The sequence below is a fragment of the Rhodococcus sp. T7 genome (genome assembly GCF_009872365.1).
Lineage (GTDB): Bacteria > Actinomycetota > Actinomycetes > Mycobacteriales > Mycobacteriaceae > Rhodococcus_F.
The window spans coordinates 48,481-61,323 of sequence record NZ_WXYH01000033.1 but is presented as its reverse complement, the minus strand read 5'-3'; the positions used below and the strand labels follow the sequence as shown (position 1 = coordinate 61,323).

General features: G+C 65.6%; 9 protein-coding genes and 4 pseudogenes. 8 read left to right on the top strand and 5 right to left on the bottom strand.

What is annotated here, in order from left to right; all coding sequences use genetic code 11:
- The first annotated feature begins 128 nt into the window (after positions 1-128).
- Positions 129-1,238, top strand: a complete 1,110-nt coding sequence (locus MLGJGCBP_RS04995) for a PrpF domain-containing protein (protein ID WP_179220081.1) — start codon at positions 129-131, stop codon at positions 1,236-1,238.
- Positions 1,235-2,061 (top strand): annotated as a pseudogene (locus MLGJGCBP_RS53135) (HpcH/HpaI aldolase/citrate lyase family protein). Before MLGJGCBP_RS04995 ends, MLGJGCBP_RS53135 begins: the two are co-directional and overlap by 4 nt.
- A gap of 26 nt (positions 2,062-2,087) precedes the next feature.
- On the opposite strand, the gene MLGJGCBP_RS04985 reads toward MLGJGCBP_RS53135, so the two are convergent.
- Complete coding sequence (locus MLGJGCBP_RS04985; RefSeq protein ID WP_087555324.1) at positions 2,088-3,008, bottom strand: LysR family transcriptional regulator; 921 nt, start codon at positions 3,006-3,008, stop codon at positions 2,088-2,090.
- Between the two features lie 172 nt (positions 3,009-3,180).
- On the opposite strand from MLGJGCBP_RS04985, the pseudogene MLGJGCBP_RS04980 reads away from it, so the two are divergent.
- Together MLGJGCBP_RS04980 and MLGJGCBP_RS04975 are read left to right on the top strand one after the other, a co-directional pair.
- Positions 3,181-4,422: pseudogene (locus MLGJGCBP_RS04980) on the top strand (CaiB/BaiF CoA transferase family protein).
- A complete protein-coding gene (locus MLGJGCBP_RS04975; protein WP_160094284.1) occupies positions 4,422-5,207 on the top strand; it encodes an HpcH/HpaI aldolase/citrate lyase family protein in 786 nt (261 codons plus the stop codon). The pseudogene MLGJGCBP_RS04980 and the gene MLGJGCBP_RS04975 overlap by 1 nt, the downstream one beginning before the upstream one ends.
- Positions 5,208-5,351: 144 nt before the next feature.
- Here the strand turns inward: MLGJGCBP_RS04975 and MLGJGCBP_RS54180 are convergent.
- Positions 5,352-5,666 (bottom strand): annotated as a pseudogene (locus tag MLGJGCBP_RS54180) (IclR family transcriptional regulator domain-containing protein); the annotation flags it as partial.
- Between the two features lie 124 nt (positions 5,667-5,790).
- Positions 5,791-5,961: pseudogene (locus tag MLGJGCBP_RS54175) on the bottom strand (helix-turn-helix domain-containing protein); the annotation flags it as partial.
- A 186-nt stretch (positions 5,962-6,147) separates the two neighbouring features.
- On the opposite strand from MLGJGCBP_RS54175, the gene MLGJGCBP_RS04965 reads away from it, so the two are divergent.
- The 3 genes from MLGJGCBP_RS04965 to MLGJGCBP_RS04955 all read left to right on the top strand — a co-directional run bounded on the left by MLGJGCBP_RS04965 (position 6,148) and on the right by MLGJGCBP_RS04955 (position 7,779).
- Complete coding sequence (locus MLGJGCBP_RS04965; RefSeq protein WP_160094282.1) at positions 6,148-6,945, top strand: MFS transporter; 798 nt, start codon at positions 6,148-6,150, stop codon at positions 6,943-6,945.
- Entirely contained in the window at positions 6,946-7,464 is a 519-nt protein-coding gene (locus tag MLGJGCBP_RS04960) for an MFS transporter (RefSeq protein WP_160094281.1), read from the top strand. It begins immediately after the preceding gene.
- A 117-nt stretch (positions 7,465-7,581) separates the two neighbouring features.
- Complete coding sequence (locus MLGJGCBP_RS04955; protein ID WP_160094280.1) at positions 7,582-7,779, top strand: hypothetical protein; 198 nt, start codon at positions 7,582-7,584, stop codon at positions 7,777-7,779.
- Positions 7,780-8,524: 745 nt separating this feature from the next.
- On the opposite strand, the gene MLGJGCBP_RS04950 is transcribed toward MLGJGCBP_RS04955, so the two are convergent.
- Positions 8,525-10,021 (bottom strand): aldehyde dehydrogenase family protein, encoded by a 1,497-nt coding sequence (locus tag MLGJGCBP_RS04950; protein WP_160094279.1) that lies wholly within the window; start codon positions 10,019-10,021, stop codon positions 8,525-8,527.
- Between the two features lie 7 nt (positions 10,022-10,028).
- Positions 10,029-11,282: an acyl-CoA dehydrogenase family protein gene (locus MLGJGCBP_RS04945; RefSeq protein ID WP_160094278.1), complete on the bottom strand. Its 1,254-nt coding sequence runs from the start codon at positions 11,280-11,282 to the stop codon at positions 10,029-10,031.
- A 259-nt stretch (positions 11,283-11,541) separates the two neighbouring features.
- On the opposite strand from MLGJGCBP_RS04945, the gene MLGJGCBP_RS04940 reads away from it, so the two are divergent.
- Complete coding sequence (locus MLGJGCBP_RS04940) at positions 11,542-12,579, top strand: helix-turn-helix domain-containing protein (RefSeq protein ID WP_236580927.1); 1,038 nt, start codon at positions 11,542-11,544, stop codon at positions 12,577-12,579.
- The last annotated feature ends 264 nt before the right edge of the window (positions 12,580-12,843 follow it).

Here is a 12,843-nt window from a genome sequence, read left to right as displayed (position 1 = left end):
TGGCACAGGGTTGACGGTGTCACCGCTGGAGATTCAGTTCCCTTACCCCGATCAGAGCCTTCGGCGGTGCCTCAGACTTCGTCACAACGAAAGGCGGCCGGACGGTGTTCACACTCCGTGGAACCTGGATGCGAGGCGGCACCAGCAAGTGTTGGCTCTTCAACGCGGTTGATGTCGACCCGCTGGTCGAGCAGGCGGGCGGGCTCGACGCCATACTCACCTCGGCCTTCGGGTCGGGTGATCCCCGTCAGCTCGACGGCGTGGGCGGCGGCAGCTCGACGACGTCCAAGGCCGCGATCGTGCGCCGATCCGCCGAGCCGGGCATCGACGTCGAGTACCTGTTCGCGCAGGTGGCGATCGGTGACCGCCGGGTCGAGTGGGGCAGCAACTGCGGAAACTGCGCCACCGGAATAGGGCTGTATGCACTGCAGTCCGGGCTCGTCGCGGTCGACAGTGCGACGACGATCGTGCGGATGCGGAACACCAACACCGGTGCGATCCTCACCGCCGAGATCGCGACCCCGGGCGGGGTGATCCCCACCGAGGGGGATGCCGCCGTGCCGGGGACCAGTGCGCTCGGCGTTCCGGTCGCCCTGACCTTCACCGGCCTCGCCTCCGGTACCGCTCTGCTGCCCACCGGGTCGGTGTCCGATTCGATCACGCTCGGTGATCGCCGGTACCGGGGCACGATGGTGGCCGCCGGGGCGCCGGCCGCGTTGTTCGACGCCGCCGATCTGGGCCTGAGCGGCGCGGAGGACAATTCGGTGATCGCCGACCACCTCTCCGATCTCGTCGCGTTGCGGCGCGAATCGTCGCTGCGGATGGGACTGAGCAAGCCCGGTGACCCGATCTCGCACGCCATTCCGAAGGTCGGTGTGATCGGCCCACCGAGGGACTATCGCACCAGCGGGGGCATCGACATCGCCGCCGAGGACTACGACGTCTCGGTCCGCATGCTCTCCATGCTCGCCCCGCATCCGGCGATCGGCCTGACATCCGCCGTCGCCGTCGCCGCGGCCGCCACCGTGCGAGGGGGAGTGGTGGCCGACAACGCCCGGGTGCGGTGGCCCGGATCGCTGCGACTGGGAACGGCCGCCGGCGTCCTCGACATCGACCTCACCACCTCCCCCGACGGAGTGATCGAGGCGGTCTCACTACACCGCGCGGCACGGCGCATCGCGGCCGCCGAACTGTTCGTCGCCTCCCCGGCCGCCGTGCTGGCGGGATCCGCACGGTGACCCGGCCACAGCACCTCGCCGCGATCGCCCGTTCGTGGCTGCTGGTGAACGGAACCCGCGTCGACACCTTCGAGCAGGCCCACCGATCTCCCGCGGACCAGATCGTCCTCGACATCGAGGACGCCGTCGACCCGAAACGGAAACCGCACGCCCGTGAGAGCGTCGCGACGTGGCTGGAGGACCATTCGGCATGGGTCCGGATCAATGATCACACCACCCCTACTGGTCGGACGACGTCGACCGCCTCGCGGGACTACCCGGCCTGGCCGGGATCATGCTCGCCAAGACCGAAGCGGCCGACCACGTCACCGACACCTTCGATCGACTGGGCGGCACCGCCCCGGTCCTCGCCCTCGTCGAATCGGCCGTGGGCATCGAGGAAGCACCCGCCATCGCCCGCGCCCGCGGCGCCTTCCGGCTCGCCTTCGGAAGCGGCGACTATCGCCGCGACACCGGCACCAGCGCGGACGATCTCGCGATGGCCTATCCGCGATCGCGGCTGGTCGTCGCGAGCCGGATCGGGCACCTCCCGGGACCGATCGACGGACCCACCGTCGGCAACAGCCACACCGCTCTGCGCGAGCAGTCCGCGGTCGCGGTATCCCTCGGTCTGACCGGAAAACTGTGCCTGGACACCGGGCAGCTGCCGGTCATCAACGAGGCCATCAGCCCGGCACCGTCCGACGTCATCTGGGCTCGCGAATTTCTCGCCGACTTCGACGCCCGCGGCCGGGTCATCCGGGACGGCAGCGACCTGCCGCGGCTCGGCAGGGCCGAGAAGATCGCACATCTCGCCGACGCCTTCGCCATCTGCCCCGCATAGCCGACGATCACCCTCTCGCCGTGCGCCTACACGTCGGCGAACCCTTCTTCGAGGCGCCGCGCTGCCGCCATGCACTGCGTGATGGCCTCCTGGGCGGCCGGACTCAGCCGCCGCTCGGTCAGGTGCGCGACCAGGATGCGGCGCTGCGGAGAACGGGTGGCGAGCGGGATGGACCGGACGTCGGGGCGGGGATTGAGGACCGCGAGCCGCGGCGCGATGGCCACCCCCAGCTCGACCCCCACCATCGCCTGAACCTCCCCGTAGTCGTGGGCGAGGAAGCTTGTCCGGGGCGTGAATCCGCCTTGCTGGCAGAGTCGTTCGAGGGTGTGGGCAACGGGGTGATCGTCGGCGCGCACTACCCAAGACTCGTCCCGGAGTTCGGTGATTCGGATCGACTCCCGGTCGGCGAGGCGGTGTTTTTCCGACACCAGCAGCAGGGTCGGGTCGTTCATCAGGTGGTGGTACGTCAGCAGTGGATCGTCGACCCGGTTCCACTCGTAGTCCCACAGCAGGGACAGCTCCGTCTCCCTGCGGCGAAGCGATTCGACCAGCTGCGCGAATCGTCCACTGAGAACGCGCAGGTCGATGCCGGGGTGGTGGGTCTTGAATTCCTTGACCACCAACGGCAGCAGCGTGGATCCTGCGGTGGGGAAGGTGCCTATTGCCAGCATTCCAGCGCGCAGTCCGCGGATCTCCGCGAGCTCGGCGTCTGTCGCCTCGAGTTCGACGAGGATCCGTTCGGTGTGTTTGACGACCGAGCGGCCCGCGTCGGTGAGCATGATGCCGCGGGCGTGCCGTTCCAGCAGCGGTTGCCCGGCCTCCTTCTCGAGCTTGGCGATCTGTTGTGATACCGCCGACGTGGTGTATCCCAGCGCCGCGGCAGCCGCGGTGATGGAGCCGTGCTTCGCGACCTCGCACAGCGTGAACATCCGTGTCGTATCGAGCACGTCGGCCACCTGCCTTTAGGAGAAATTAAAGGGAGTCAAGATATGTGCGATTGTACTTCACTCGGACGGGTGACAGATTGGAGTCCGCACACGGGAAGGTGCCGCCCGGCTTTCACACCGGCGCCACTACCTTTCCGTCTCCATCGCCTCTCGACAATGCCGAGGACTGCCCATGAGCGTGAATTCACACGATGACACCCCGACCTCGAGTTCGTCAGGGGACGCGAACCGCGGTCCCCTGCATGGGATCCGAGTTCTCGACATCAGTACCGTGTACGCCGCTCCGATCACCGCGATGCTCCTCGGCGACTTCGGCGCCGACGTGATCAAGATCGAGCACCCGTCGGGTGACCCCGCCCGATCCCACGGGGCGAACAAGGACGGCCACGGACTGTGGTGGAAAGTCATTTCGCGCAACAAGAAGTGCATCACCCTCGACCTCGGCACCCCCGAGGGTCAGCAGATCCTGCGGGATCTGGTCGTCGATGCCGATGTGCTCGTGGAGAACTTCCGACCCGGAGTGCTGGAGAAGTGGGACCTCGGACCCCACCGGCTGATGGTGCTCAATCCGGGCTTGATCACGTTGCGGGTCACGGGCTTCGGGCAGGACGGACCCTACGCCAAACGCCGCGCCTTCGGCACCCTCGCGGAGGCGATGAGCGGATTCGCACACCAGACCGGTGAGGAGGTCGGCCCGCCGACGCTGCCCCCGTTCGGTCTGGCCGACGGCGTCGCCGGCATCACCGGCGCCTTCGGCGTGGTCACGGCATTACTGCATCGCAACAGCCCCGAAGGCAACGGGCAAGGGCAGGTCATCGACCTCTCGCTGCTAGAACCCCTGGTCGGCATCCTCGGCCCGGGCCCCACCGCCTTCGACCAGCTCGGCGCGATCGCCGGCCGCCAAGGCAACCGCTCACCCAACAACGCCCCCCGCAACACCTACCTCACCAAGGACGACCGGTGGGTGGCGATCTCGGCCAGCGCCACCTCCGTCGCCGAACGGGTCATGCGCCTGGTCGGACGAGCGGACCTCGTCGAACAGCCGTGGTTCGCCTCCGCCGGGGAACGCAGCCGCAACGGCGACCTCCTCGACGAGGCGGTCGGGAAATGGATCGCCGCCCGCCCGTTCGACGAGGTCGTCACCGAATTCGAGCGCGTCGGCGCCGCCCTTGCGCCCATCTACGACGTCGAACAACTGATGAACGACCCGCACGTCCGTGCCCGCGACATGATCACCACCGTCGACGACGAGGACCTCGGGCCCCTCGCCATGTAGAACCTCATGGTGCGCATGCTCGGCACCCCCGGCGCGATCCGGTTCCCGGGACGGCGACTCGGGCAGGACAACACGCAGATCTACCGCGACACACTCGGATTGAACGTCGAGGCTCTGCGGCAGAAGGGAGTCATCTGATGGCCCGCAGCTACCTCTTCGTGCCCGGACACAACGAGAAACTCCTCGGCAAGGTCTTCGACGCCGGTGCGGACGCGGTGATCCTCGACCTCGAGGACGCGGTCCCGCCCGAGTGCAAGGGCACCGCCCGCGCTCGCGTCGCCGACGCTCTGACCACTCACCGCGCGTGGGTGCGTATCAACGCCGTCGGCACCGCGCTCGCCGCCGACGATCTGGCCGCGGTCGCCGACCGTGCCCACGGCATCCGCATTCCGAAGGTCGACTCGGTCGTCGACGTGCGGTGGGTGCGGGATCGGGCACCGGGCACGCCGCTGATCTGCGCGATCGAAACCGCGAAGGGAGTCGCCAACGCCCTGGCCATCGCCGCCGAACCCGGCGTCGAACACCTCGCCCTCGGCGGCATCGACCTCCGGAAAGACCTCGGCATCGGCGACGGGGACACCCCGCTGCAGTATGCGCGATCGCACCTCGTCATCGCGTCCCGGGCCGCGGGCATCGCACCCCCGATCGACAGTGTCTACCCCCACCTGCGGGACACCGACGGACTGGCCCGGCAGGCCGCCCACGCCCGTTCTCTCGGCTTCGGTGGCAAATCCGCGATCCACCCCTCCCAGCTGCCGATCATTCACACCGCCTTCAGCCCCAGCGAGGACGAATTTGCCTGGGCACGAAGGATTGTGAACGTCTTCGCGGAGTCCGGCGGAGCGGCCGTCCAGCTTCCGGACGGCGAGTTCGTGGATCTGCCCGTCGCCGAGCGCGCTCGCAAAATACTCCAGTCCCAGTAGTTGGATCTTGCCTACTGGGCGGGCGCTTCGTAATCGACGGTGACGATCAGTTCACTGTTCGGGAACGAGAACTGTGTGAGCGCTTGGTGAGCGGGGTGAACGTAACACTCGCGTACCTCTTCCGGTGAAGCCTGCGGGCGGTGTTTACGGCTTGAACTCGAGAATGGTGACGTGTTGGATCATGCCCGGCGCCGCGGTCGTGCCGTCCCACTGTCGGCCCCCAATGCACGGGAAATGCCGTGTGCAGCAGTCAGCAGTGCGGGCGAGAACTTCTTCCTGAAGCGCGGAGGGGGAGTAGGCCAGCAGCACCAATCCGGAGGACGTGGAATGAACGGGTGCCCGCTGCGCGATGTGCCCTGCGTCCAAGGCCCTTTCCAAAGCTGAATCCGGTGTCGAAAGGCGCTCCAGGTAGAGGACGGACCCGTGGTCCAGAATCGCAAGTGTGGTGTACCGGTGTACTGCGGCCTGAACGTCCTTTTATGAAGGGCAATGCGATTTCACGCAGCGTGAGGGCCCGGGAACCACGTGCCACCAGTTCCCACAACCGCAGCCCCACGCGCAACTGTCCGTCAGGGTCCCGCTCGATCAATCCGTACTTGACCAATTCCTCCACGAGGCGGTGGGCGGTGGTCAACGGCAGGGATGCCCGATGGGCGAGCCCGGACAGCGTCATCGACGGCTGCTGCCGGTCAAAGGCGTTCAGCAGTCGTACGACACGACCAATCACCGAATCACCGGTGGGGGAATTGGCCATGAATCGAGTTTGCAACACACGCTCGGGTGACTTCTTCCGTTCATCGGAAGAGCCTGCGGCCTCCGCAATCGCCCCTCCCTACAGTGTGATCGTCCTCATAACTTCTGGGACGTCCCGGAGCTTCCGATTCCAGCGTTGGGGAAGTGGTCATGGGAGGACCACCCAGTGCTTCATTAGGAGAATCACATGTCAGCAATCACTGCCGCACCGCCGAAGAGCGGCAACGCGCTCTCTCGGGTCATTGCGGCGTCCATGGTCGGGACCGTCATCGAGTGGTACGACTTCTTCATCTTCGGTTCGATGGCTGCCCTCCTGCTCGGCCCCGTCTTCTTCCCGAGCGACAACGCGGCACTGAGCACCATGGCTGCGATGGCAACGTTCGCCGTCGCGTTCTTGGTCCGCCCGCTAGGGGCGGTCGTGCTGGGGCACTTCGGGGACAAATTCGGCCGGCGCTCGACGCTGGTCCTGGCCCTGCTCCTGATGGGCGGCTCCACCCTCTTTGTGGGCCTGATTCCGACCTACGCGCAGATCGGTGTTGCAGCGCCGATCCTGCTGATCGTCTGCCGCGTCGTGCAGGGTTTCGCGCTGGGAGGCGAATACGGCGGGGCGGTGCTCATGGTCGTCGAGAACTCGCAGGCCCGCAACAGGCGTGGCTTCTTCGGTGCCTTCCTGAGCGCGGCATCCCCCGTCGGATTCCTGCTTGCGACCGCGGTCATCGCCCTGACAACCCTCACCACCACCGACGAGCAGATGGCCGCGTGGGGCTGGCGCATCCCGTTTCTCACCAGCGCCATCATGGTGGGCATCGGCTTGTACATTCGGATCAAGCTCGAGGAGTCCGACGCATTCAAGGAACTCCAGGAGAAGGCGGACACCGAAGCGAAATCGGCGCAGGACGTGCCGTTCATCGCGATGCTCCGTAGTTACCCGGTCCAGGTGCTCAAGTCGATCCTGGTGCCCATGGGTGTGCAAGCCGGGTACTAAATGACCACGGTCTTTTTGCTGTCCTTCGCGCGCGACTTCGGCGGCTTCGACGTCGGGCAAGCGAACTCGATGGTCATGATCGCGGCACTGTTCTTCCTGCTGTTCATCTTCGTCGGAGGTCTCTGGTCGGATAGCGCTCCCCGTTGGGTGCCCATGTCCGTCGGTCTGGGCGGGTTCGCCGTCGCGGTCTTCGTGATGTTCCCGATGGTCGAGTCCGGCAATTTCGTCTTGGCCACAGCGGCTTTCGTGCTGGGCCTGGCGTTCGTGGGCCTGCTCTACGGGCCCATGCGCATCTACATGGCCGAGTTGTTCGCCGGCGGTGTTCGCTATACCGGGGTCTCCTTCGGATACCAGACGGCCTCGGCCATCACCGGGGGACTGACCCCCGTATTCGCCGTCGCCCTACTCGAGCAGACCGGGTCGCATATTCCCGTCGCCGGCTACGCGGCCGTCATGATGGGCATCGCATTCGCCGGCCTGATGCTGCAACGCAACCGGACCAACTGGGACAAGGCCTGATGCCGGGCGCAGTTGGTGCGCTTACCAGTCGCATGCTTTGTACTGGGTGAGCAGGTAACGGGAGTCGTATCGTCAGCGATACACGGGACATGGTCGGGGAGGACCAGGAGTCGCGGTATGCGTTCGATTCGCACCATGGCCGTTGTGGGAACCACGGCATTGATGATGTTCCTGATGGCCGGCACGGCGTCGGCAAGCCCACCCAGCCCTGACCCGATTTGGTATTCATGGTTCCCGACTCGGGAAATGGGCGATGCCTTCAATCAATTCATGTGGGTTATCACCGGCTGGATGACTGGCTACGGTTACTTCTGAGGAGTCATGATGCCCAATTCACCATGGGACATTTTCCCGTACAACCTCTTTTATTGGATCGGTGCGTTGATCGCGCCGTTCCTCGGTGGATCATGATGTTCGGACCAATCGGTGACGCCGTTCAGTGGCTGTCACTCCACACAGCGCCCTTATGGAAACCGTTGCTGCAGGCCTGGATGGAGTGGAGGTATAAATCATGATCGGCATCGTGTTCGACCTCCCAGCGTTCTGGAACCCCAGCGACCTGTGGCCAGGAACTATTCAATGGAATATGTTCGCCCAGTGGTGGAATCAGTTCTAGTGCTGATTGAGGGCGGCGACACTCGGACGCGGGAACCGTCAAGGGTGGGTCGGGGTGGTTCTTTCCTCTGGTTGGGCGGGCCGAGTTGTGCGGTCGCTTGTGTTCGGATCCCGGCAATCGTGGTCGCGTCGAGGAATCGACTCCATCGGCGGAGTGTGACGACGTAATCGAGCCGGTGCCAGTACCGCTCGGAACTAATCCCGAACTGTTCCCAGATTCGCTCCTGTGGGGGCCCTTCGTAGGGGAGCCAAGCGATGGCGAGGGTCACGAGCATGTGGTCGTCGTCGAGGTGGCTGCTTCGCGATGCTCCTGAGATCGCCTGTCGCATTGCGTACTCGCGCGGCAGTCTGTTGTTGTCTGTGGGTGGCATGGGCATCTCGGCGCGTGCAGGTGGGGAGGCCGCAGGCGATTCACGCTCCGCGGCCTCCCCTCAGTCCTGAGGTCCTATCCCTTCTTGATGATGACGGTCTTCGTCTCGGTGTACGCGTCGAGTACGGCGGCACCGTGCTCACGCCCCCAACCGGACTGCTTGTACCCACCGAAGGGCAACGCGGGGTCGAGCACGTGGTAGCTGTTGATCCACACGGTGCCGGCCTTGATCTTCGCGGCAATGGTGTGTGCATTCGACACGTCGGACGTCCAGACCCCAGCGGCGAGGCCGTACTCGGTGTCATTGGCGGCGCTGACGACGTCGTCGGCATTGTCGAACGGCATCACGGTGACCACAGGCCCGAAGATCTCCTCCTTCACCACGCGCATCGTCGGCTTCGTGTCGACGAGGACGGTGGGTTCTACGAAGTAGCCGATGTCGCCCTTACGTCCTCCGCCCGTGACGGCGATCGCGCCTTCGGCCCGGCCGCTGTCGAGGTATCCGAGGACCGTGTGCAGTTGCCTCTCCGACACCATCGGGCCGATTTGGGAGTCTGGGTCGAGGCTGTCCCCGACCTTCAACTCGGCTGCGATTCGTGCGACGCCGTCCACGACCTGGTCATACACCTTCGACTGCACGAACAGCCGTGAACCCGCTTCACATGCCTCGCCCTGGTTGAAGAAGATTGCCATCGCGGCACCCTGGATGGCCGCGTCGATGTCGGCGTCGTCGAACACGATATTCGGTGACTTCCCGCCGAGTTCGAGGGTCACCTTCTTCAGGTTGCCGCGGGCGGAGCCCACGATACGCCGTCCGACCTCGGTCGAGCCGGTGAACGAAACCTTGTCGACGCCTGGATGGGTGGTCAGGGCGGCGCCGACGGAGTCGCCGTGGCCCTGCACGATATTCACGACGCCGTCGGGGATCCCGGCGTCGCGAAGAACCTCACCGAGAAGCGCTGCGCTGAGCGGGGTTTGCTCGGCGGGCTTGAGAATTACGGTGTTGCCGGCGGCGAGGGCGGGACTGAGCTTCCATGCGGCGAGTAGGAGGGGGAAGTTCCACGCGACGATGGCCGCTACCACGCCGACCGGTTCCCGGACCGTATAGGCGAAGTAGTCGCCCGGCGCGGCGGTCGAGGTGACGGGGATCGTGCTGCCCTCCAGCTTGGTCGGCCAGCCCGCCATGTATCGGAACCAATCGGCGGACAGCGGGACATCCACCAGACGCGCATAGGTCAACGGCTTGCCGTTGTCGAGTGCCTCGACCAGGGCGAAATCCTCCACTCGCTCCTCGAGTAGGTCGCCGACCCGCCAGAGGATCTTGCTTCGCTCGGCGGGTGTCATGCGGCCCCAGGGGCCGTCGAGCGCGCGCCGAGCCGCGGTGACGGCGCGATCGACATCGTCCTCGCCGCCGAACGCGACCTGTGCGAGCTCGTCACCGTTGCAGGGATTGAATGTCCCGAAGAACTCCTCCGAGGCGGACGGAGTATTTCGTCCATCGATCATGTGGAGGACAGGATTCGTCAGGAAGCTGGTGACCCTGGACGAGGGTGCAGTTGCGGTAGTTGTCATGTCGTGCTCAGTCCGTCACGATGCCGGACGAGGACTGCATCGGGTCGTAATCGGGGCGCTTCAGCAGTGCGTGCAACTGGCGTCGGCGCACCCCCATGTTTCCGCCGTCGTACACCGGGAAGCACAGCACGTCCTCCATGATCCCGGCGATCGGTGTCTGGTCGCCGTAGGCGTTCACCCCGACCAGGCGCATCGCGTCGTAGACGACCTGCACGGACAGTTCGGATGCGTAGATCTTGACCATGTGGCCGAGTTCCTCGTCGGCGCCGTTGGTCTTGTCGTAGAGGTCGCAGGCCTTCCAGGTGAAGTACCGGGCGGCTTCGATCCGTGTCTTGATGTCGACGAGCATGTAACCGACGTTCTGGTAGTCGATGATGGGGGCGGGGCCGGACCTGTTGTCGGTCTTGGCGAATGCATAGGCGTAGTCGAAGGCTGCGCGCATCCGGCCGACGCAGGCGGCGCCGATGATCGCCGAGGTCCAGTTGAATGTCCGGCGCACGATCTCCAAGCCGTCTCCGGGGTTTCCGATCATACTCCCTACCGGGACCCGAACGTCGGTGAACGTGATGCGCGGCGATGCCGTCGCACGGTGGCCCATGGTGTCGATATACGACTCGACCGTGATTCCCGGCGTGTCACCGGGGACCACGATCACTGCCAGCGACTCCTGGGGTGGCAGCGCCGGGTCGGTGCGGCACAACACGCTGATCAACTCGGCACCCTTGCCGTCCCAACCCGAGCCGTTGGTGGTGAAATGCTTGTCGCCGTTGATGACCCATTCGTCTCCGTCCCGTCGAGCGAACGTCTGCACCCCGGCAGATGTGTCCGTCGTGTCGAAGTTCGCGCCGCCGGCAGTTTCGGTGAATGCCCACGCCGCAAGCAGTGGTGCACTGCCGGAGAACGGCGGCAGGAAGCGATCCTTCTGCTCGGTCGTGCCGAAATGGATGATCGGCTGCAGTCCGAGGCCGGTGCCGAGCAGCGCGCTCGGCACGTTGACGTCGGCGCGCGCGAGTTCTTCGGCCGCCACCGCGAAGTCGAGTGACGTCATCGCGGTACCGCCGTACTCGACCGGGATGAGGGCTTTGAGGAAGCCCGCATCCACCATGTCCTGGTAGAACGGTTTGATCGCCGCGAATCTCTCCTGCGGTGTCGGGAACGGCGCGATGACACTCTCGACGAGAGCGAGCCGGTCATCCGCAAACGTCCGAGCTGCTTTTTGCAGGCCTGCCTGTTCGGGACTCAGGTCGAAATCGATTGCCATTGGAATCAGTCCTCCGTTGTTCGCATGTGGTGAATGTGATCGCGCACACATTCGATCTCGGTACCAATACTGATCGGATCCGACGCGGTCGGCTTGGACTGCAGCGCCGACCCGTCAGGACAGATGCGCCACACTGTCGGCGGCGCGATGGCGTAACGGGTGGTTGGCGAAGGGATTGACAGGAGCGTGCGGAAGCGCAGAATTTGGGGCATATGGAGCGGCAGGTGCCTGCCGTTCCCAGGTCGACTCGGAGGTTGATGTGCCGTATTGGTCCACCTCGGGCCTGAGTGCGCGAGAGCAGGTGAACTACTGGGGCGACGTCGTCTGTCAGGCGTTCACACCGCTGTCCCCGACGCGGAGGCGAGCCCACCTCGCCCGCAGCGCTACGGCAGAGGGAGTACCCGGCTGGGTGCGCTCGGAACCCCTGGTGGACACCAACTGCGCGGAAATCGCCTCGTGCACTCAGCTGTTGACGCATGGTCCGATCGAGGTGCGTCGCGCTCCGATGGAGGCGCTGTTCGTGAACTTGCAGCTGTCTGGGGCCTGTTACGCGGAGCAGGACGGTCGGAGGTGCATCGTTCGAGCCGGGAGCTACGCCGTCTTCGATACAACCCGCCCGTACTCGCTCGAGTTCCGAGAGCCCGAGAACGACGCCAGCTGGCGTGTTCTGTCGTTTCGCGTGCCCCGCGACCAGTGGGCTGCAGGTTTGCGCACCGACGGTGCCACGGCGCGTGCTGTCGACACGAGCACCGGTGCGGGCAGTGTCGTGGCAATGATGATGTCCACATTGTGGAAGGAGCGGCCGAACCTCGACCCGCTGACGGTGCGGACCATGGAGCGGGCTTTCGCCGATGTGCTGTCCGCAGCAACGACCGCAGGAATCACCGACCACACGGTGACCGAGGACCGTGACGCCGCACTACGGGTGGTGGTTCGTCACTACATCCGGTCCGCGGTCCCGCTCGGGCGGGTCACAGCCGAGGCGGCCGCGCGGGATGCGGCCATATCGGTGCGCACGTTGAACCGCCTGTTCCAGGCGGCCGGTACCACGTTCACGGACTGCGTCCGGGAGGAACGTCTGCGCGGTGTCACCCACGAGCTCGCCGTCGCACCCGAGTCCGTCACCATCAGCGAGATCGCTGCATTGTGGGGATTCTGCGACAGCTCGCATCTCACCCGCACCTTCCAGCGACACCACGGATGCACGCCGAGCGAGTACCGGGCGACGCAGAGGGCGCTCGTCGGCCGACTCGAGCTGGAATCTCCACCGGGCACGGTCCCGGAGGAGGACCGTTAGCCGGTCGAAGCCGGCGCGCTGTGTGAAGGTGCCCGAAGCGTGCGTCGTCGTCAGCCTGCCCAGGGTTCGGCGGCGGGGTGTTGAAGGCGTCGTAGAACTGAAGTGCGCTGGTAACGGCGACGGGCCCACCCGCGATGATGGTTCCGGCCACGGCTCCGATGGCGCCTGCGGCGGCTCCGGCAACCAGACATCCGCCAAGGAATCCGTGGACCGCGAAGCTGCCGATTGTCGGGACGCCGACCGCGGTTCCGACGAGCGCTCCTC